Source organism: Marinobacter sp. E2, assembly GCF_055755345.1.
The window spans coordinates 2491269-2510471 of the sequence record NZ_CM146911.1 but is presented as its reverse complement, the minus strand read 5'-3'; the positions used below and the strand labels follow the sequence as shown (position 1 = coordinate 2510471).

General features: G+C 60.3%; 19 protein-coding genes. 16 read left to right on the top strand and 3 right to left on the bottom strand.

Translation table 11 applies throughout. The features are described 5' to 3' along the window. The first annotated feature begins 88 nt into the window (after positions 1-88). From AC0J1C_RS11430 to flhB, 9 genes are all read left to right on the top strand, one after another. A complete protein-coding gene (locus AC0J1C_RS11430) occupies positions 89-1324 on the top strand; it encodes a flagellar hook-length control protein FliK (RefSeq protein WP_473043991.1) in 1236 nt (411 codons plus the stop codon). A 164-nt stretch (positions 1325-1488) separates the two neighbouring features. After that, positions 1489-1998 carry a flagellar basal body-associated FliL family protein gene (locus AC0J1C_RS11425; RefSeq protein ID WP_473043990.1) on the top strand — a complete coding sequence of 170 codons (510 nt, stop codon included), beginning with the start codon at positions 1489-1491 and terminating at the stop codon, positions 1996-1998. Positions 1999-2033: 35 nt separating this feature from the next. Continuing rightward, positions 2034-3032 carry a flagellar motor switch protein FliM gene (gene fliM / locus AC0J1C_RS11420; RefSeq protein ID WP_375192762.1) on the top strand — a complete coding sequence of 333 codons (999 nt, stop codon included), beginning with the start codon at positions 2034-2036 and terminating at the stop codon, positions 3030-3032. Continuing rightward, positions 3025-3510: a flagellar motor switch protein FliN gene (gene fliN, locus AC0J1C_RS11415; protein WP_473043988.1), complete on the top strand. Its 486-nt coding sequence runs from the start codon at positions 3025-3027 to the stop codon at positions 3508-3510. Before fliM ends, fliN begins: the two co-directional genes overlap by 8 nt. A 1-nt stretch (position 3511) precedes the next feature. Continuing rightward, positions 3512-3961, top strand: coding sequence for a flagellar biosynthetic protein FliO (gene fliO / locus AC0J1C_RS11410; RefSeq protein ID WP_091986373.1), 450 nt, complete (start codon positions 3512-3514; stop codon positions 3959-3961). Positions 3962-3965: 4 nt separating this feature from the next. Beyond that, on the top strand, positions 3966-4751 hold the full coding sequence (gene fliP / locus AC0J1C_RS11405; RefSeq protein WP_375192763.1) for a flagellar type III secretion system pore protein FliP: 786 nt from the start codon (positions 3966-3968) through the stop codon (positions 4749-4751). 10 nt (positions 4752-4761) lie between these two features. Next, a complete protein-coding gene (fliQ, locus tag AC0J1C_RS11400) occupies positions 4762-5031 on the top strand; it encodes a flagellar biosynthesis protein FliQ (protein WP_008173075.1) in 270 nt (89 codons plus the stop codon). 3 nt (positions 5032-5034) lie between these two features. Then, positions 5035-5820 carry a flagellar biosynthetic protein FliR gene (gene fliR, locus AC0J1C_RS11395; protein ID WP_375192764.1) on the top strand — a complete coding sequence of 262 codons (786 nt, stop codon included), beginning with the start codon at positions 5035-5037 and terminating at the stop codon, positions 5818-5820. Positions 5821-5998: 178 nt separating this feature from the next. Then, positions 5999-7135 carry a flagellar biosynthesis protein FlhB gene (gene flhB, locus AC0J1C_RS11390; protein ID WP_473043987.1) on the top strand — a complete coding sequence of 379 codons (1137 nt, stop codon included), beginning with the start codon at positions 5999-6001 and terminating at the stop codon, positions 7133-7135. A gap of 381 nt (positions 7136-7516) precedes the next feature. Here flhB and AC0J1C_RS11385 read toward each other — a convergent pair whose 3' ends face one another. The 3 genes from AC0J1C_RS11385 to upp are packed head-to-tail and all read right to left on the bottom strand — an operon-like array spanning position 7517 to position 10249. Further along, complete coding sequence (locus AC0J1C_RS11385) at positions 7517-8371, bottom strand: class I SAM-dependent methyltransferase (protein ID WP_473043986.1); 855 nt, start codon at positions 8369-8371, stop codon at positions 7517-7519. Further along, a complete protein-coding gene (locus AC0J1C_RS11380) occupies positions 8352-9608 on the bottom strand; it encodes a uracil-xanthine permease family protein (RefSeq protein WP_473043985.1) in 1257 nt (418 codons plus the stop codon). The genes AC0J1C_RS11385 and AC0J1C_RS11380 overlap by 20 nt, the downstream gene beginning before the upstream one ends. Before the next feature lie 2 nt (positions 9609-9610). After that, the gene (gene upp / locus AC0J1C_RS11375) at positions 9611-10249 is read right to left on the bottom strand and encodes a uracil phosphoribosyltransferase (protein ID WP_375192768.1); all 639 of its coding nucleotides are present in this window, start codon (positions 10247-10249) and stop codon (positions 9611-9613) included. Between the two features lie 207 nt (positions 10250-10456). On the opposite strand from upp, the gene flhA reads away from it, so the two are divergent. The 7 genes from flhA (at position 10457) to AC0J1C_RS11340 (ending at position 19164) form a co-directional block, all read left to right on the top strand. Further along, positions 10457-12631, top strand: a complete 2175-nt coding sequence (flhA, locus tag AC0J1C_RS11370) for a flagellar biosynthesis protein FlhA (protein WP_473043984.1) — start codon at positions 10457-10459, stop codon at positions 12629-12631. 60 nt (positions 12632-12691) lie between these two features. After that, the gene (gene flhF, locus AC0J1C_RS11365; RefSeq protein ID WP_473043983.1) at positions 12692-13990 is read left to right on the top strand and encodes a flagellar biosynthesis protein FlhF; all 1299 of its coding nucleotides are present in this window, start codon (positions 12692-12694) and stop codon (positions 13988-13990) included. Between the two features lie 82 nt (positions 13991-14072). Next, positions 14073-14885, top strand: a complete 813-nt coding sequence (locus AC0J1C_RS11360) for a MinD/ParA family protein (protein WP_473043982.1) — start codon at positions 14073-14075, stop codon at positions 14883-14885. 29 nt (positions 14886-14914) lie between these two features. Next, positions 14915-15658, top strand: coding sequence for an RNA polymerase sigma factor FliA (locus AC0J1C_RS11355; RefSeq protein WP_473043981.1), 744 nt, complete (start codon positions 14915-14917; stop codon positions 15656-15658). A 161-nt stretch (positions 15659-15819) separates the two neighbouring features. Then, positions 15820-16203 carry a chemotaxis response regulator CheY gene (gene cheY / locus AC0J1C_RS11350; protein ID WP_048495094.1) on the top strand — a complete coding sequence of 128 codons (384 nt, stop codon included), beginning with the start codon at positions 15820-15822 and terminating at the stop codon, positions 16201-16203. 20 nt (positions 16204-16223) lie between these two features. Next, entirely contained in the window at positions 16224-17009 is a 786-nt protein-coding gene (locus AC0J1C_RS11345) for a protein phosphatase CheZ (protein WP_473043980.1), read from the top strand. A gap of 16 nt (positions 17010-17025) precedes the next feature. After that, positions 17026-19164, top strand: coding sequence for a chemotaxis protein CheA (locus AC0J1C_RS11340; RefSeq protein ID WP_473043979.1), 2139 nt, complete (start codon positions 17026-17028; stop codon positions 19162-19164). Positions 19165-19203: the final 39 nt, after the last annotated feature.

The following is a 19203-nucleotide window of genomic DNA, read 5'->3' as shown; positions in this document are numbered from 1 at the left end:
TATCGCATAACGGAACAAACCGCCTCTACCACGGCTACAAACCGGCAAGGTAAGGGCGATCATGCGATAAAAGCGGCAAGAGGTTGCCATGGCCCAGATGGTTCTCCCCCAAACCCCCGCGCCCGGGACCCACAAGGATCCCGGCCCGTCAAAGTCTGTTTCCAGCCAGGATCCGGCCGACAGGAAAAACGATTTCGAATCTGTCTCAAAGGCGGAACAGCAGCGTCTTGATCGCAAGCAGGCCGAGCGCAAAGACGCTGAAAAAGCCCAGGACGCAAAAGCCCGGGACGCAGAAGCCCGGGAAAAGACCAGTGAATCCCGGCAGGAGTCGCCCAATCAGGCAAAGGCCGGCGAAACCTCCGGCAATGCGGCGTCCAGGGACGCGCAGGCCAGTAACGGGCCTCAGGAGACGCAAGACACTGCAGAACCTGTGTCGGCGGACGCACTGGCGGCAGGGAACGGTGAATTGGCCGTCGATCCAATGCTGTTACCGCTCACCTTTGCTGAACTGCAAAGCCTCGTGAACCCCCAGGGTGCCCGCGCAATGGAAGCGCCCGCGGTGGCAGCCGGGCTACAGAACGCCATGAACGGCCAACTCAGAGAGAGCGGGCTTCAGACAGCGTCGCAGGGCTCGCTGAACGGATTGCGCGGCGTCGCCATCGGCCAGACAATCCCAGGGAATCCCAGCGCGGTGCAGGATGGGTCTACGGCAGAATCCCTGAAAGCGTCACTGGTGACCGAGCTGGGCCGTAACCCGGATGCGGGCTCGCTGCCTGCTAACGGTCGGTTCCAGTCGGCCATGGATCTGGTGTCCCAGCAGGCGGCCGGCGGAAACAACACGGCCCGTCTGACGCCAGAAACAGCCGCACCCCTGCGTGGCTATGCCACCTCCATTGATGTGCCGGTTGGCCACGCCGAATGGGGTGACAAGCTGGTGGGTAAGCTGAGCTGGCTCACCGCCAGAAACATGTCAGTTGCCGAAATTCACCTGACGCCACCGGACATGGGCCCCATGGAAGTCAAGGTGCGCGTCCAGAACGAGCAGGCCAGCATCACGGTCCACTCTGCCAATCCGGTGGTACGTGACCAGCTTGAACTGAACTCCCACCGCCTGCGTGACATGCTGAGCGAGCAGGGGCTGTCCCTGGCCGGCTTTGATGTCTCGGATTCGCCCCAGCAGCAGTCCGGACAGCAGGAGACTGCAGACGGCCAGGCCGCCGGGGGCACCGGCACCGCTCTCGTTGACGGGGATCCAGACGCCGATGGTAGCCACGCCCATACCCTGGATCTCAGCTGGAAGGGCGAAGTGGACATCTTCGCCTGATCGTTTGTCCTGCCTCTTCCAAACTCCTTTGCCCATCCTTCCCTGCAACGCTAAACTGCGGTTCTGAACGGGAAGGCTGGGTGTTCTGGCCCGCCCTTTGCATCCACTCCTGAAAAGTCGCGGAAAAGCGCTTCCGCCGACGGATTTCTGGCAAAGCGGACACTATGGCTGAAAACAACGAAACTCAGGCGGCGCCTGCCAAGAAGGGTAAACTCAAGCTGATCATCATGCTGGTTGTGGTGGTGATTCTGGCCATCGTACTGTCGGTAGTAGGAACCCTATGGTTCCTCGGCGGCGGGTTGCCGGGCATGGGCGATGACTCCGGCGAAGGGCAAGAGGTCGCCGAGGAGACGTTTACCCCGAGCAATTACCATGTCCTGGACAAGGCGGTGGTTACTACCATCCAGGCGGAAGGGCGGCAACGTTACGGCCAGGTTCACCTGGCGCTGGAGTCTGGCAGTCCCCAGGCCCTCGAGGCGGCCATGCTGCATATGCCCCTGATCCGGAGCCAACTGGTGATGGTGCTTGGCAGCAGCGACTTCAACAATCTCCAGACACCGGAAGGACGCCAGGCACTGGCTGACCGTATGCTGGCCACCGTGAACCAGGTGCTGGAACAGGAAGGCGAGGCCCCGATCAAGCGGGTGTTGTTCACGAACTTTGTTGTGCAATAGGGCACTAGCCAGGCATATCAGGGGCAGGACTAAACATGCAGGACTTGTTATCACAGGATGAAATCGATGCGCTCCTCCACGGTGTGGACGACGGCGACATTGATACCTACGAAGAAACCGACGATACAGGTGTAAAGTCCTACGACCTCTCCAGTCAGGACCGCATTGTCCGGGGACGGATGCCGACCCTGGAAATGATCAATGAACGTTTTGCCCGCTATACCCGGATCAGCCTGTTCAACCTGATGCGCCGAAACGCGGACGTCTCCACCGGGGGTGTCCAGATCATGAAGTTTGGCGAATACATCCACACCCTGTACGTGCCCACCAGCCTCAACCTGTGCAAGGTTCGCCCATTGCGCGGCACCTCCCTGTTTGTGCTCGACGCCAAACTGGTCTTCAAGCTGGTGGACAACTTCTTCGGGGGCGAGGGTCGCCATGCCAAGATCGAGGGACGGGAATTCACACCCACTGAAACCCGTATCGTGCAGATGGTTCTCGACCAGGTATTCCACGATATGAAGGAAGCCTGGCACGCGGTGCTGAAGGTAGACTTTGAGTACCTCAGTTCCGAGGTGAATCCTGCCATGGCCAATATTGTGAGTCCTAGCGAGGTGGTGGTGGTCAGCACCTTCCACATCGAGCTGGACGGTGGCGGGGGCGAACTGCATTTTGCCTTGCCGTACTCGATGATTGAGCCCATCCGGGACGTTCTCGACGCCGGTGTTCAGAGTGACATCGACGACGTGGACGAGCGCTGGGTGAATGCCCTCCAGGAAGACATCAAGGACGTGAGCGTGCCCATCAATACCACGGTCTGTCGGAGGAGGATCTCCCTGCGGGATATCGCCAAGCTGAAAGCCGGCGACATCATTCCCGTGGAAATTCCGGAGCAGTTGACGGTGACCGCCAACGGAATTCCCATCTACAAGGCCACGCTGGGTACCCGTGACGGAAAACTGGCACTGAAAGTTCAAGAACGGGCAACGCTGCCCAAGGTCAAGAAACAACTGAAGGTGGGACGTAATGGCTGACGACGACAAGAAAGACGAGCAGGAGCTCAGCGAAGACGAGAAGCTGGCCGCCGAGTGGGAAGCCGCTATGGAGGAATCCGGCGATGACGGTGACCGCGAGGACGAGTGGGCCGCTGCCATGGCCGAGGCCGGTGAGTCGGAAGACGACGACGTCCAGGCGGCGCCAATGGAAGAGTTTGGTCAGGACAGCAGTCCGGCCAAGGGCGGTGGTCAGGCGCCTGACATTGATGTGATTCTCGATATCCCGGTGACCATTTCCATGGAAGTCGGCAACACGCAGATTCCCATCCGAAACCTGCTGCAACTGAATCAGGGATCGGTGATTGAGCTCGACAGACTGGCCGGTGAGCCCCTGGATGTGCTGGTAAACGGCACCCTGATCGCCCACGGCGAGGTGGTCATGGTCAACGAGAAATTCGGCATTCGCCTGACCGACGTGATCAGCCCGGGCGAACGCATCAAACGGCTGCAGAAATAACATGCGATTCTCTTTGCCGGGCGCTCTGGCGCTGTTTGTCACCGCTCCTGCCTGGGCGCAGGAGGCCGCGAACACGGCCGCGAAGCAGGCGCCAGTGCGGGCGCCCGACACCCTGGGCACTATCGTCAGCCTGGGATTGGGACTGGTGGCCGTGGTTGCCGTGATCTATGGCTGCGCCTGGATCATCCGGCGCATGAATGGCATGACGGGCATGAACAACAACGCCATCAAGGTGGTCTCCGTGATGGCCATTGGCGCCCGCGAACGCATTGCGCTGATCGAGGTGGGGGGGCAGCAGATACTGCTTGGCATCACGCCTTCTGCCATTCGCACGCTGCACGTATTCGACGAACCTGTGGTCGATGCCAGTGCCGCCGGCTCCGGGGATTTTGCCCGAAAGCTGCAGGGCATGATCGGTAAGTCCTGGACCTCGCCGACAAGGAATGACTAGGGCCATGCGAGCCGAAACCCTGAAACGACTGCTATCCACGTTGATAGGCATTGCCGGCCTGATGTTGCCGGCATTCGCCATGGCCCAGGATGCCACTGGCGCCACCGGCATTCCCGGTATTCCGGCCTTTACCGTGACACCCGGCGAAGGCGAGGGTGCGCAGGAATACTCGGTGACCCTGCAAATCCTGGCGCTGATGACCGCGCTCACGTTCCTGCCGGCGATGCTCATGATGATGACGTCGTTTACCCGCATCATCGTGGTGTTCGCCATACTGCGTCAGGCCATCGGCCTGCAGTCGACACCGTCCAACCAGATTCTGCTGGGCCTGGCGCTGTTCCTGAGCATCTTTATCATGAAACCGGTGCTGGAAGAGGCGAACCGGGTGGGGCTTCAGCCCTACCTGCAGGAGGAAGTAACCTCGCTGGAGGCGGTAGAGCTGGCGAGCCAGCCATTCCGCAAGTTCATGCTTGAACAGACCCGCGAGGACGATCTGGCCCTGTTCATGCGAATTGCCGACGTGCAGTACGACACGCCCCAGGATGTCTCGTTCTGGGTGCTGATGCCGGCCTTCGTAACCAGTGAGCTCAAGACTGCGTTCCAGATCGGATTCATACTGTTCATACCGTTTCTGATCATCGATATGGTGGTGGCCAGCGTGCTTATGGCCATGGGTATGATGATGCTGTCTCCGATCATCATCTCGCTGCCGTTCAAGATCATGCTGTTTGTCCTGGTGGACGGGTGGGCCCTGATCATGGGAACCCTGGCCGCCAGTTACGGAATATAGGAGCCGCGTCATGACCCCGGAAACCGTCATCGACATCCTCCGAGAAGCCCTATGGATGATCGTGCTGCTGGCGTCGATCATCATCGGCCCTGGCCTGGTCATTGGCCTGGTGGTCAGCACCTTCCAGGCAGCAACCCAGATTAACGAACAGACCCTGAGCTTCCTGCCGAGGTTGCTGGTCACGCTCATTGTGATCATCGTCTGGGGCCCATGGATGCTGACTCAGTTGCTTGATCACGCCAACCGGCTGTTCGGCAACATACCCTACCTGATCGGCTAGCGGATGATACCGGCGGAGATCAGCGTCGACCTGATCGGCCAGTGGGTCGGTCAGCATCTCTGGCCGCTGTTTCGCCTGGCCAGCTTTCTGATGGTGATCCCCATTTTCGGTACCCAGCTGGTTCCGGCCCGCGTGCGCCTGGGGCTGGCGTTGCTGATGACCGTCCTGATCGTACCCATGATCCCTCCGGTACCCCAGGTGGACGCCCTGAGCGCCGACGCCGTTGTCATCAGCCTGCAGCAGATCCTGATCGGGGTGGGCATGGGCTTCGCGCTGACGGCCCTCTGGCAACTGTTTGTTATCGCCGGCCAGATGATCGCCATGCAGATGGGCCTTGGCTTTGCCTCCATGGTCGACCCGGCCAACGGCGTCAATGTACCGGTGTTATCCCAGATCTACACCATCACGATCACGCTACTGTTCCTGGCCATGAACGGCCATCTGGTGGCCTTCGAGGTCTTCATAGAAAGCTTTCGCACATTGCCCATCGGCATGGAAGGCCTGGGCCAGGCCGGCGTCTGGGAACTGGCCCACCGGATCAGCTGGATGTTCGCCTCCGCCATGCTGCTGGCGCTGCCGGCGGTAACTGCGGTACTGATCGTCAACATCTCCTTCGGCGTGATGACCCGCGCCGCGCCCCAGATGAACATCTTCGCCCTGGGTTTCCCGATTGGCCTGATTTTTGGATTGTTTGCCATATGGGTGCTGCACGCCAATTTCCTGCCGCACTTTGACCAGCACACCCGCGAGACGTTTGAATTTATGCGGGGTTTGCAGGGGCAGCCTTGAATTTCTCTCATGTGCGCCTCGGAGACTCCACGCAGTGAGTATGCAGAGGCGGGTGGGGCAAGCTTTCCAAAACTGTGCGGAGCCATGGATGGCGGAGCCAAGCGTACAGGGATGTATCCACAGCGTGTTTTGGAAAGCTTGCCCCGCCCGCCGAAACTGACAATTTCGGAAGACCGGAATGGCCGAAGAAAACGACAACAGTCAGGAAAAAACGGAAGAGGCCACCCCCCGACGACTTGAAAAAGCCCGGGAGGAAGGCCAGACCGCCCGCTCCAAGGAACTGGCCACCATGGCCGTACTCCTGGCAGGCGCCGGCGGCCTGCTGATGTTTGGTGCCAGCCTTGGAGCGTCGCTGGAGGCGATCATGCGCGACAGCTTCGTGATCGAGCGCTCCGCCATCTTCGACATGCGCCACATGAGCGTCCAGCTGATTGCATCCGCCAAGGAAGCGGCCTGGGCACTGGCGCCCATTCTGGTGATGCTGCTCATTGCCGCCATCTTCGGCTCCATCGGCATTGGTGGCCTGCTCATCAGCGGCAAGGCCGTGGCGCCGAAACTCAACCGCATGGACCCCATCAAGGGCCTGGGCCGCATGTTTTCCGCGCGCTCCCTGGTAGAGCTGGTCAAAGCCATTGCCAAAGTCGGCCTGGTCATGGCCCTGGCGATCCTCATTCTCAACCTGCGCACCGAAGACCTCCTGGCCATTGCCGAGGAGCCGGTAGTGCCGGCCATGGAGCACGTACTCTGGACCATCGCCTGGAGCTTTTTCCTGCTGTCCTGCGCCACCATCATCATCGCCGCCATCGACGTGCCCTTCCAGATTTACGATCACCAGAAGAAACTGCGCATGACCAAGCAGGAGGTGAAGGACGAGTACAAGGACACCGAGGGCAAGCCGGAAGTGAAGGGCAAAATCCGCCAGCTCCAGCGCGAAATGGCCCAGCGCCGGATGATGCAGGATGTGCCCAAGGCCGACGTGGTCATCACCAACCCGACCCACTACGCCGTAGCGCTCAAGTACGATCAGAAAGCCATGGCGGCGCCGGTGGTGGTTGCGAAGGGCGCCGATGAGGTGGCCTTTAAGATCATGGAAATAGCCCGGGAAAACAAAGTCGAGATCCTCAGGACGCCGCCGCTGACCCGGGCGGTCTATCACAACACGGACCTCGGCGAGGAGATCCCCGATGGCCTGTACATGGCCATTGCCCAGGTGCTTGCTTACGTGTTCCAGCTCCGCCAGTTCTGCAAGGGACGTGGGCCCAAGCCCGGCATGCCCGATTTCCCGATTCCGTCGGATTTGCGGCGGGACGTCTGAGTTTGAAGTTGGGTTCCTTTTGGTAGCCTGAGGGTTTGGGAGTTTGCGCGGTTGTGGGTGGCCTTTTCAGGACACGCTACGAGCACATCCATGTGCGCTTGACTGTGGCCATCCATGGCCACAGACAGTCCTGAAAAGGCCACCCACAACCGCTTATCAAACCCCTTCGATATCGCTGAGAAATACTTATTTAACTCCGGAGCTTTTGGCGGATTCCCTTCAGGTTTGCGAGGTTTGTGGGGCTGCCTCCCAAAAATGTCGGCGGCCAGGGATGGCCGACGCCAAGCGCACATGGATGTGCTCGTAGCGGTTTTTGGGAGGCAGCCCCACGAACCTCTTCCACCCGAACCTGCAGGCTAGGGCAGGAGTCGACTGGCTAGATCAGCAACCAGCCTCGATAACTCGAACCATCGGCTCGCCGCGGCTTTCGGGAATCGGCAAGATTCCATACCAGGAGCGCGGGTCATGCACGGTGGCCGAGGCGAATCCACAGGACAGGAAATGCTCCCGTGCCTGAGCGTCAGTCTGGAAGTGGAAGGATACCTCGCTGCGGGTTACTGCCCCGAGGATGCCTCCCAATGCTTCCAGGGTAGTGTTCAGCAGAGGCTGGGAGGGCTGGTAATAGCTCTCGGACAGATAGATGGACCCGGGACGTGAGGCCATGGCTGCAGACAGGCGGCGCCAGAACTCGGTGATGGTCTCGAGGGAGAAGTAACTGGTCAGGCCCTCGGTAATGATGATTACCGGCTCCCGATTGTCGAATACCCGGTCGATGACCTTTTCCAGCTGGTACTCGCCATGGTCGGCCAGAATATCGATGGGCGTGACCTGGTGATGGTCGCCCAGGCGGCCGGCGGCCATGAGCCTGAGGGCCTTGCGAGCGGCCATGTCGGGCAGGTCGGCTTCGACCATGTGGAGCAGGGGGTGTTTCTGGCGTAATCGAATGCCCCTTGGGGACATGCCGCAGGCGATTTCCAGGACCTGGGTGATGCCCTTTTCTTTGATGGCCTGATCAATCAGGTGATCGATGATCAGGTGACGTTGTAACAGGAAAGTTCGGATGTTGCCGCCGATGGCTGCCTTGCTGGCGGCTTCGAACGGGGTCATCAGCCGGTAGAGCCAATGGCCTTTTTCGGTGGCCAGGGCATCGTCGGAGATCCCGTACCGGTGCCAGACGGCACCGGTATACAGGGCGGTAAAGCTGATGCCGGAGCTGTCAGTCGGCTTTTTGCTCATACACCGCTTTGCCCCAGGCCTCGCGACTGCCGGGCAGTATCAGGTTCAGGATGATGGCGGCGACCGCGCACAGGGCGATGCCTTCCAGGTGTCCGAGTACCATGCCACCGATGCCGAATACCAGGGTGACACCCACGATCACCAGGTTGCGGGACTGGGCCAGGTCCACCTGGTGGCGGATCAGGGTGTTCAGGCCAACAACGGCAATGGAGCCGAACAGCAGGCACAGAATGCCGCCCATGACCGGTACCGGGATGGTCTGCAAGGCCGCGCCGAATTTGCCGACGAACGCCAGCACGATGGCAACGCCGGCCGCCCACCACATCACCTTCGGGTTGAAGTTCTTGGTGAGCATCACTGCACCGGTTACCTCCGAGTAGGTGGTGTTGGGCGGCCCGCCAAGCATGGAAGCGGCGCTGGTGGCCAGGCCGTCACCGAGCAGGGTGCGATGCAGGCCGGGCTTTTCCAGGTAGTTTTTGCGGGTTACGTTGCCGATCGCGAGCACGTCGCCGATGTGTTCGATGGCCGGCGCAATAGCCACGGGCACCATGAACAGGATGGCGCCCCAGCTGAATTCCGGGGCCACGAAATTGGGCATGGCAAACCAGGCGGCTTCACGAATCGGGGTGGTATCGACAATGCCCACGAACGCAGACAAAACGTAACCGGTGATCACGCCGAACATGATCGGGATGAGCCGGAAAATGCCTTTCGCCCACACCGACATTACGATGGTCACCGCCAGGGAAATCATCGCAATCCAGATGGCAGTGTCGTAGGGAATCAGCTGTGTGGAGCCGTCACCGGTGCGGCCGGAAGCCATGTGTACAGCCACCGGTGCCAGGCCCAGGCCGATGGTCATGATGACCGGTCCGATGACTACCGGGGGCAGCAATCGCCGGACAAAGCCGGTGCCGCGCAGGCGGACCAGTCCGCTCAGTACGATGTAGAGGATACCCGCCGCCATCAGGCCGCCAAGGGTTTCCTCCATGCCGAAGCGGCCCTTGGATGCAATAACCGGTGCGATGAATGCGAACGAGGAGGCCAGGAAGATGGGAATCTGGCCGCCGGTCACCACGTGAAAAATCAGGGTGCCGAGGCCGGCGGTGAACAGGGCTACGTTGGGATCCAGGCCAGTAATCAGCGGCATCAGAACCAGGGCGCCGAACGCCACCAGCAACATCTGTGAGCCGGCAATGGCCTGTTTCCAGACCGGGTCGTTGGTGTGGTCCTGCATGTTTATACGTCCTTCTGCTTGGTGCCGAAGATCTTGTCACCGGCATCGCCGAGACCCGGGAGAATATAGCCTTTCTCGTTCAGACGCTGGTCAATGGAGGCCGTATAGATGGACACATCCGGATGCTTCTCGAGGACTTTCTCGATACCCTCCGGTGCGGCCACCAGCACCAGGGCGCGGATTTCCGTACTGCCCGCCTTTTTCAGCAAATCGATCGTGGAGATCATCGAACCGCCGGTTGCCAGCATGGGGTCGACGATCAGCGCCATCCGCTGATCCAGCTCGCCCACAAGCTTTTCCAGGTAGGTGCTTGCTTCCAGGGTTTCTTCGTTGCGGATCTGGCCAACGACGCTCACACGGGCCACCGGGATCAGGCTCAGCACGCCATCCAGCATGCCCAGGCCGGCTCGCAGGATCGGCACGATGGTGATTTTCTTGCCGTGGATCTGCTCCACGGTGACCGGGCCGGCCCAGCCCTCAATGGTTTTTTCCTGAAGGTTGAAGTCCTTGGTGGCCTCGTAGGTCAGCAGTGCGCCGACTTCCTGTGCCAGCTCACGAAAATTCTTGGTGCTGATGTCCGCACGGCGCATCAGGCCGAGCTTGTGGCGGATCAGGGGGTGTTTTACCTCGTGGATAGGCATGGGGTCACCTGTGGTCTGTGTGTGGTCGATCAAATGGCGCAAGGATACCGCATCTGGCTGAGCGAGTCAGGCCGCCAGCCGGCGTCATTCCGAAAAAATAACCGGTGTGGTACGGATCTTGCCGCTCATCTCCGAAACGACGCCCCGGCGTCAGATTTTCGACCCTGAGAGCGCCCTCGGGCACCGCCAATCGGAGAAGGTTCCGGCATGGACAGAGCTTTGGTCCTTAACAACGTCAAATCCCTGACGCGGGGCAATATCGGCATTCCCCTGATGCTGATGGGATTGCTGGGCATGATGATCCTGCCCATGCCGGCGTTCCTGCTGGACGTCTTCTTTACCTTCAACATCACCCTGTCAATCGTCATCCTGCTGGTGTGCGTGTACGCGCTTCGGCCCATGGAATTTGCCTCCTTCCCGACGGTGCTGCTGGTAGCCACGCTGCTGCGTCTGGCGCTGAACGTGGCGTCTACCCGAATCGTACTGCTCAACGGCCACGAAGGCGGCGATGCGGCGGGTAAGGTTATCCAGTCGTTCGGTGAGGTGCTGATCGGCGGTAACTACGCCGTGGGTCTGGTGGTGTTTGCCATCCTGATGATCATCAACTTCCTGGTGGTTACCAAGGGTGCCGGCCGGGTGTCCGAGGTGAGCGCCCGCTTCACCCTGGATGCCATGCCCGGCAAGCAGATGGCCATTGATGCCGACCTTAATGCCGGCCTGATCAACCAGGACGAAGCCAAGCACCGGCGCGCCGAGATTGCCCAGGAGGCAGACTTCTACGGCTCCATGGACGGTGCCTCCAAGTTTGTGAAAGGCGATGCCATTGCCGGTCTGCTCATTCTGTTCATCAACATTGTTGGTGGTGTTGCCATCGGTATGCTCCAGCACGGTCTGGATTTTGGCCTGGCCATGCAGCGCTACGCCTTGCTGACCATTGGTGACGGCCTGGTGGCCCAGATTCCGTCACTGCTGCTGTCCACATCGGCCGCCATCATGGTGACGCGGGTCACCTCCAGTCAGGACATGGGCGGGCAGATTCTCCAGCAGATGTTCAGCGCCCCCAAGGCGCTGGCCATTGCGGCTGCCATCCTGATCATCCTCGGCCTGATTCCGGGCATGCCCCACTTCGCGTTCCTTGGGCTGGGTGGTCTTGCCGCCGGCGCCGCCTGGTACATCTGGAAGCACCAGCGCCAGACCGTGGAGGAAGACGGCGCGTTTCCGGCGCGGGGTGGTGGTGCGCCGCGGCCTGCGGGCCGGGATCTGCCACCGGGCGGTGATGCCGGGGGCGATCAGGCGCGGCAACTGCCGGCGCCGGGAGAGACCCGTGAGCTGGGATGGGATGACGTCGCCACGGTCGACATTGTCGGGCTGGAGGTGGGTTACCGGCTGATCCCGCTGGTGGACAAGTCCCAGGGAGGCCAGTTGCTCAGTCGCATCAAAGGCGTCCGCAAGAAGCTGTCGCAGGACCTCGGCTTCCTGATGCCGTCAGTTCACATTCGGGACAATCTCGACCTGATGCCCAATGTTTATCGCATCACGCTGATGGGCGTGACCATCGCCGAAGCCGAGATTCATCCCGATCGGGAACTGGCCATTGATCCGGGCCAGGTGTTCGGCAAGGTGGAGGGGATCCAGGGCAAGGATCCAGCCTTCGGTCTGGATGCCATCTGGATCGAGCCCGACAAGAAGGACCAGGCCCAGACCCTTGGCTATACGGTGGTAGACGCCAGCACCGTTGTGGCGACCCATCTCAATCAGGTTCTGCAGAAGCACGCCCACGAGCTGCTGGGCCATGAAGAAGTCCAGAAGTGGCTGGACCAGCTGGAGAAGATATCGCCGAAACTGGCTGAGGAACTGGTACCGACCACCGTCTCCATCAGCCTGCTGCTGAAGGTGCTTCAGAACCTGCTGAAGGAGGAAGTGCCGATCCGGGATATGCGCTCCATCGCCGAGGCGATCGTGAACGTGCATCCGAAGAGCCAGGATCCGAAGCTGCTGACCACCGTGGCCCGCCAGTCGCTGCGCAGGATGATTATCCAGAGCATCTGCGGCAACGAATCGGAGATTCCGGTGATTACGCTGGATCCAGACCTGGAACAGTTATTGCTGAAGTCTGTTCAGCAGAGTCAACAATCCGGCGGTCAGGAGGATATTGGCCTGGTTCTGGAACCGAACATGGTTGAGAAGCTCCAGCGTTCGTTGCAGGACAGCGTCCAGCGGCAGGAAATGCTCGGCAAACCGGCCATCCTGCTGGTGTCCGGCCCGCTGAGGCCGGTGCTGGCGAAGTTCGCCAGCTACGGTGTGGAGCGGCTGCACGTGCTCTCCTACCAGGAAATACCGGATAACAAGCAGATTACGATTGTGGCGTCCGTTGGCCAGTAACGGCGCGGATGACAGAACGGACAGCGCCGGAACGGCGTTGCCGGTGGAGGAAGAGGCATCATGAAAGTAAAACGGTTTTTTGCTCAGACCATGGCAGAGGCGTTGAAACAGGTCAGTGAACAGATGGGGCCGGACGCCGTCATTCTTTCCAACCGGCGCGTGGATGGTGGTGTCGAAATTGTGACGGCCCTGGACTACGACGAAAATATGGCGCGCCAGCGTCTGGGAAGCCGGGCCGAGGAAGCCACCAATGGCTCCCGGCTGGCCGAATTGCAGGCCGACCAGCACCGTCGGCTCGAGGACGAGCTGAGCCGCTCCCGCGATCGGATTCGCGAGGTTCGGGAGAAGCGGGCCGGGCAGGGTGCCGGTTACGCCCGGGCATCGTTTTCAGACATTCAGCAGGTGGTGGACGAGCAGACTGATGTCCAGGCGCCGTCGACCGGCCGCACGGGTGAGGCCTATTCCGATGAGCTGGCGCAGATGCGCGCCGAGATCAGCTCGCTGCGCGACCTCATGCAGGGCCAAAAACCGCAGTCTCCGGTTGAGCCGTCGGCCACCAGCGCCGTCCAGCAACGGCTGGCGGAACGGCTGCAGGAATTTGGTCTTGGCAACGAGCTGGCGGTATCCATTGCTCGCCGCCACAAGGCCGGACGTCTTGAGGACGGCTGGAAACAGTCCCTCAAGATGCTGTGTACCGGCGTACGCACGGCGCGCACCGAGTGGCTGGACCAGGGCGGCGTGTTCGCCCTCGTGGGTCCCACCGGCTCGGGCAAGACTACTACAATCGGAAAACTGGCGGCGCGCTATGTGCTCAAGCATGGCTCGGACGCCGTGGCGCTGGTTACTACCGACCGCTACCGGGTCGCCGCCCACGAGCAGCTGTTCGTGTTTGGCCGTATCCTGAATGTGCCGGTACGGGTGGTTGACGAGAGCCACAGCCTGGATGACATTCTTGATGAACTGTCCGACCGGCATCTGGTGCTGATCGACACCGCCGGTCTGACCAGCTCTGACAAGGGCTATCAGGAACAGTTGGCTGAACTGGCCCAAAGCCACCACAATGTCCGGACGCACCTCGTGGTGTCGGCAACCAGTCAACCGCGGATCATGAAATCCGTGTGGCATTGCTATAAGATGGCAAATCTTGCGGGCTGTGTGATGACCAAGGTAGACGAGGCCCTGACGCTCGGCGAATCCCTCGGCTTTATCATGGAAACCGGCCTGCCTGTGGCCTATTACACCGACGGGCAGAAGATTCCGGAAGATCTGCACCACGCCCAGGCCGTTCCGTTGGTGCGGCTGGCTGTCGATCGCCTGAAAGCCCTGCAGCGACAGCAGGCGGTTGCTGAGGGTGCCTGAAGAGCGAGACCCCTTATCGGATGCGTGGCAGGTGTCCGGACACACAAGACCCGGTTAAACGTGGCGAGAGACAAAAACGAGTATGAGCAAAGCACATCCGGTACAGGTGATCGCGGTTTCGGGCGGCAAAGGGGGCGTTGGCAAAAGTAACGTGTCTGTGAACCTTGGCATAGCGCTGGCCCAGAAAGGGCGCAGGGTTGTGCTCCTCGACGCCGACCTCGGCCTTGCGAATATCGACGTACTGCTCGGCATTACCGCGAACCGGAATCTCCAGGACGTGCTGGCCGGAGAGTGCGATCTCAAAGACGTGCTGGTGAATGGCCCCGGGGGTATCAAGATTGTCCCCGCCTCCTCGGGTACCCAGCGTATGACCCAGTTGAGCCCCATGGAACATGCCGGGCTTATCAATGCCTTCAGCGAGCTGGGCGACCAGATAGACGTATTGATTGTCGATACCGCCGCCGGCATTTCCGAATCGGTGGTGAGTTTTCTGCGGGCTTCCCAGGAACTGCTGCTGGTGGTGTGTGATGAGCCCACCTCCATCACTGATGCCTACGCACTGATCAAGCTGATGAACCGCGACTACGGCACCAACCGCTTCCGTATTCTTGCCAACCAGGTGCGTAACGAGCAGGAAGGTCGCCACCTGTTCGAAAAACTGACCCGTGTTACCGAGCGCTTCCTTGATGTAGCGCTACAATATGTGGGATTAGTGCCCTACGATGAAGCTGTGAAAAAAGCGGTTCAGCGACAGCGAGCGGTACTGGATGCCTACCCCCGGGCCAAGGCGTCCCTGGCCATCAAGGCACTGGCGGAAAAAGTGGATAACTGGCCGCTGCCGTCGTCGCCCCGGGGACATCTGGAATTTTTTGTGGAGCGGCTCGTCGAAGTCTGAATCGGATCCTGTCAAACAACACCGGATACATGGCATTGGCGAACAATCTCGGTATCTACAACCAGTCTGGCACCCAGAGGCCCTCCCGGCTTGTGGAACAGCATGCGCCCCTGGTGAAGAAAATCGCCCTGCACCTGATGGCGCGGCTGCCGGCTTCTGTACAACTGGAAGACCTGATGCAGGCCGGCATGATCGGGCTCCTGGAGGCTGCCCAGCGATACAGCTCCACCCGCGGCGCCACCTTTGAGACCTACGCCGGCATCCGGATCCGGGGTGCCATGGTGGATGAGATCCGCAAGGGCGACTGGGTACCACGCTCTGTGCACCGGAACGCCCGCCGAATCTCCCAGGCCATCAAGGCCGTTGAAGACCGTCTTGGTCGTGAGGCGACCGACCTTGAAGTCGCCGATGAGCTGGGCATGGGCCTGGCCGAATACCATTCATACCTTTCCGACGCCAACAGTGGCCGACTTTTTAGTCTCGATGAGCTCAATGAATCCGGAGAGCTGCCGATAGAAGAGACAGAGACCCAGGACAATCCCCTGGAAGGGCTGTCATCGGATGCCTTCCGACGCAGCCTGGCCGAGGCGATTGAGGATCTGCCGGAGCGCGAGAAGCTGGTGCTGAGCCTGTACTACCAGGAGGAACTGAACCTCAAGGAGATCGGTGCGGTGCTTGGCGTCAGTGAGAGCCGGGTCAGCCAGATTCACAGTCAGGCGGCATTGCGACTGAGAAGCCGGTTGTCGGACTGGCACCAGGGTGCCGGTCGCTGAAGAGCGCGCTGTGTGTCCGCACTCAGGCAGACTGTAGCTTTTGGTAACCGACGCTTTACAACCGTGGTAAAGGCCTGACAATAAGCGGTTAAAACAGCGGCCTGCTAGACTTCGAGCAGATAGGTCAAACGAATTCCGGGTGTTACTAACTGGAGGTCCCATTGGACAAGAACATGAAAATCCTCATTGTGGACGATTTTTCCACAATGCGACGGATCATCAAGAACCTGCTGCGTGATCTCGGCTTCACCAACACCGATGAAGCGGACGACGGCAACACCGCGCTGCCGATGCTCAGAAGCGGCAAATACGATTTTCTGGTGACTGACTGGAACATGCCCGGCATGTCCGGTTTTGATCTCCTGAAGGCGGTCAGGGCCGACGAGAATCTCAAGACCCTGCCGGTGCTGATGGTTACCGCAGAAGCCAAGCGTGACCAGATTGTCGCCGCTGCCCAGGCGGGTGTGAACGGGTATGTTGTCAAGCCGTTCACCGCCGCAGTGCTCAAGGAAAAGATTGAGAAAATCTTTGAAAGAATCCAGTAACCAGAGGTCGGATGGCTCTCATGAGCGATAGCAAACAGAACCATCGGGGCCTGGAACCGGAGGTAACGGAAAAACTCGAGCGGCAGGCCGCCGAGCTGGCGGAGAGCGTCAGCGCTGGCGATTATGCCAAGGCCATGACCCTGATCAATGAACTCAGCGAGGTTCGCGATCAGAGTCTGTATCGGGAGGTGGGCCGGCTGACCAGAAGCCTGCACGAAGCCATCCGGAACTTCCAGATAGATCCCCGAAATGCCGAACAGCAGGAGGCCCTGTCCAAAATGACAGATGCTTCCGACCGGCTTGAGTACGTGGTGCAGATGACCGGTGAAGCGGCCAACCGAACCATGGACCTGGTGGAAGAGACCATGCCGGTGGCCAATGCCCTGCGGGACGAAGCCTCGTCGCTTCGCGATGAATGGCAGCGCCTTCGTCGTCGCGAGATGCAGCCAGCGGAATTCCGGGAGCTGTACGGACGGATCGACCGATTTTTCGTCAGCATGGCGACAGACGCCGACACCATGTACAACAACCTGTCTGAAATTCTTCTGGCCCAGGACTTCCAGGATCTGACAGGGCAGGTGATCCAGAAGGTCACCGCTCTGGTCAAGGAAGTGGAAGAGCAGATGCTTAGCCTGGTGGTCATGGCCAGCCATGTGGATCAACTGACAGGCACTGTCCACCAGCTTGAAGAGCGGCACGAATCCGCGGAACAGGGTGTCGGGCCGCAGATCAAGGCCCACGAGCGGGAAGATGTAGTTTCGGGACAGGACGACGTAGACGACCTGTTGTCCAGTCTCGGTTTCTGATTAAAGAGGATAACGCATGGCGTTCGATGCTGATGAAGAGATTTTGCAGGACTTCCTCGTGGAGGCCGGCGAAATACTCGAGAAGCTGTCAGAGCAGTTGGTAGACCTTGAGCGACATCCGGATGACAGTGATCTGCTCAACGCCATCTTTCGTGGCTTTCACACTGTAAAGGGCGGCGCCGGCTTCCTACAGCTTGAGGCGCTGGTGAACTGCTGCCATTCGGCGGAGAACGTGTTCGATATCCTGCGCAACCACAAGCGTAAGGTGGATTCTGAGCTCATGGATGTGGTTCTGGAAGCTCTGGACCATGTGAACGCCATGTTCGAGCAGGTGCGCAACCACGAAGAGCTCACCCCAGCCCCGGACGAGCTGATTGCGCGCCTCGACGCGTTTGCGCAGCCGGAATCCGAGGACGCTGCCGCCCCGGCGCAGCCCGCCGAGCCGACAGAGACCGCGGAAGCGGCCGAAGAGGGCGGGGACATCACCGACGATGAATTCGAGCAGCTGCTGGATGCGCTGGCCGATGAGCCGAATGCCTCGACACCCGAAAAATCAGCGTCGGAAGCCAAGAGCAGCGACGCGTCCGGTGATGACGACATCACCGACGACGAATTTGAGGCGCTGCTGGATCAGCTCCATGGCAAGGGGCAGTTTGCCGGTGCGCCAGCAGCCGATGAGCCGTCCTCATCCGGCAAGGATGAAACGGGCAGCGCCGGGGGGCAGGCTGCCGACAAGTCGTCGGCGGGAGCTGGCGACGACCTGATTACCGACGACGAGTTCGAAAAACTGCTGGACGACCTTCACGGCAAAGGCGGTGGCCCCACGGCCGGTAAGACCGACGGCCCAGCGAAGCCTGAGAAGCCCCAGGCAGCGGATCCCAATTCCACGAAACCCAAGACTGCCAAACCCGCCGAGCCCACAAAGCCCGACGAAAGACCGGCAGCCAGGGGCGGCGCTGCACCCGCCATGCCGTCGCGGGACAACGCCCCTGCGGCGGAGACCACCGTTCGGGTAGACACCAAGCGCCTGGACGACATCATGAACATGGTCGGCGAGCTGGTACTGGTGCGCAACCGTCTCCAGCGCCTGGGCGCGGAAAGCGAAGACGAACACATGCACAAGGCGGTTTCCAACCTTGATGTGGTAACCACCGATCTGCAGTCGGCAGTGATGCAGACGCGCATGCAGCCGATCAAGAAAGTGTTTGGCCGGTTCCCACGAGTAGTACGTGACCTGGCCCGGAGCCTCAAGAAAGAGGTCAATCTGGTCATGCACGGTGAGGAGACCGACCTGGACAAGAACCTGGTTGAGGCCCTGTCTGATCCTCTGGTGCATCTGGTTCGCAATTCCGTCGATCACGGTATTGAGTCGCCGGAGGTGCGGGAGAAGGCCGGCAAGCCCCGCCAGGGCACGGTCACCCTGTCAGCGGAGCAGGAAGGCGACCATATCCTGCTTTCCATTGAGGATGACGGTGCTGGCATGGATCCGGAGGTCCTGCGTCGCAAGGCCGTGGAGAAGGGCATCTACGACCAGGACGCGGCAGACCGGCTTACCAGGACCGAATGCTACAATCTGATCTTTGCCGCCGGCTTCTCCACCAAGGAGCAGATCTCCGACGTGTCCGGCCGTGGGGTCGGCATGGACGTGGTGAAGACCAAGATCGGCCAGCTCAACGGACAGTTGAACGTTGAGTCCGAGCTGGGCAAGGGCTCGCGAATTGTCATCAAGGTGCCGCTGACCCTGGCGATCATGCCAACCCTGATGATAATGCTCGGCGACCAGTCGTTTGCCCTGCCGCTGGTGAACGTGGTGGAAATTTTCCATCTGGATCTGACCAAGACCAACATTGTTGATGGTCGCGAGTGCATCGTGGTTCGGGAACGGGTGTTCCCGCTGTTCCATATCAAGCGCTGGCTGGTTCGGGACGGCTCTTCCCAGGAGGTGCCGGAGAACGCCCATGTGGTGATTGTTGCCATGGGAACCAAGCAGGTGGGCTTTGTGGTTGACCAGTTGGTCGGACAGGAAGAGGTGGTAATCAAACCGCTGGGCCGCGCCCTCCAGGGAACCCCCGGCATGGCCGGTGCGACCATCACGGGCGATGGCCGGATTGCACTGATTATTGATGTTCCAAGCCTGTTGCAGCATTACGGCTGAGCTGAACCGCGCAGGTGATACCGGGCAGATAGCGAAGGA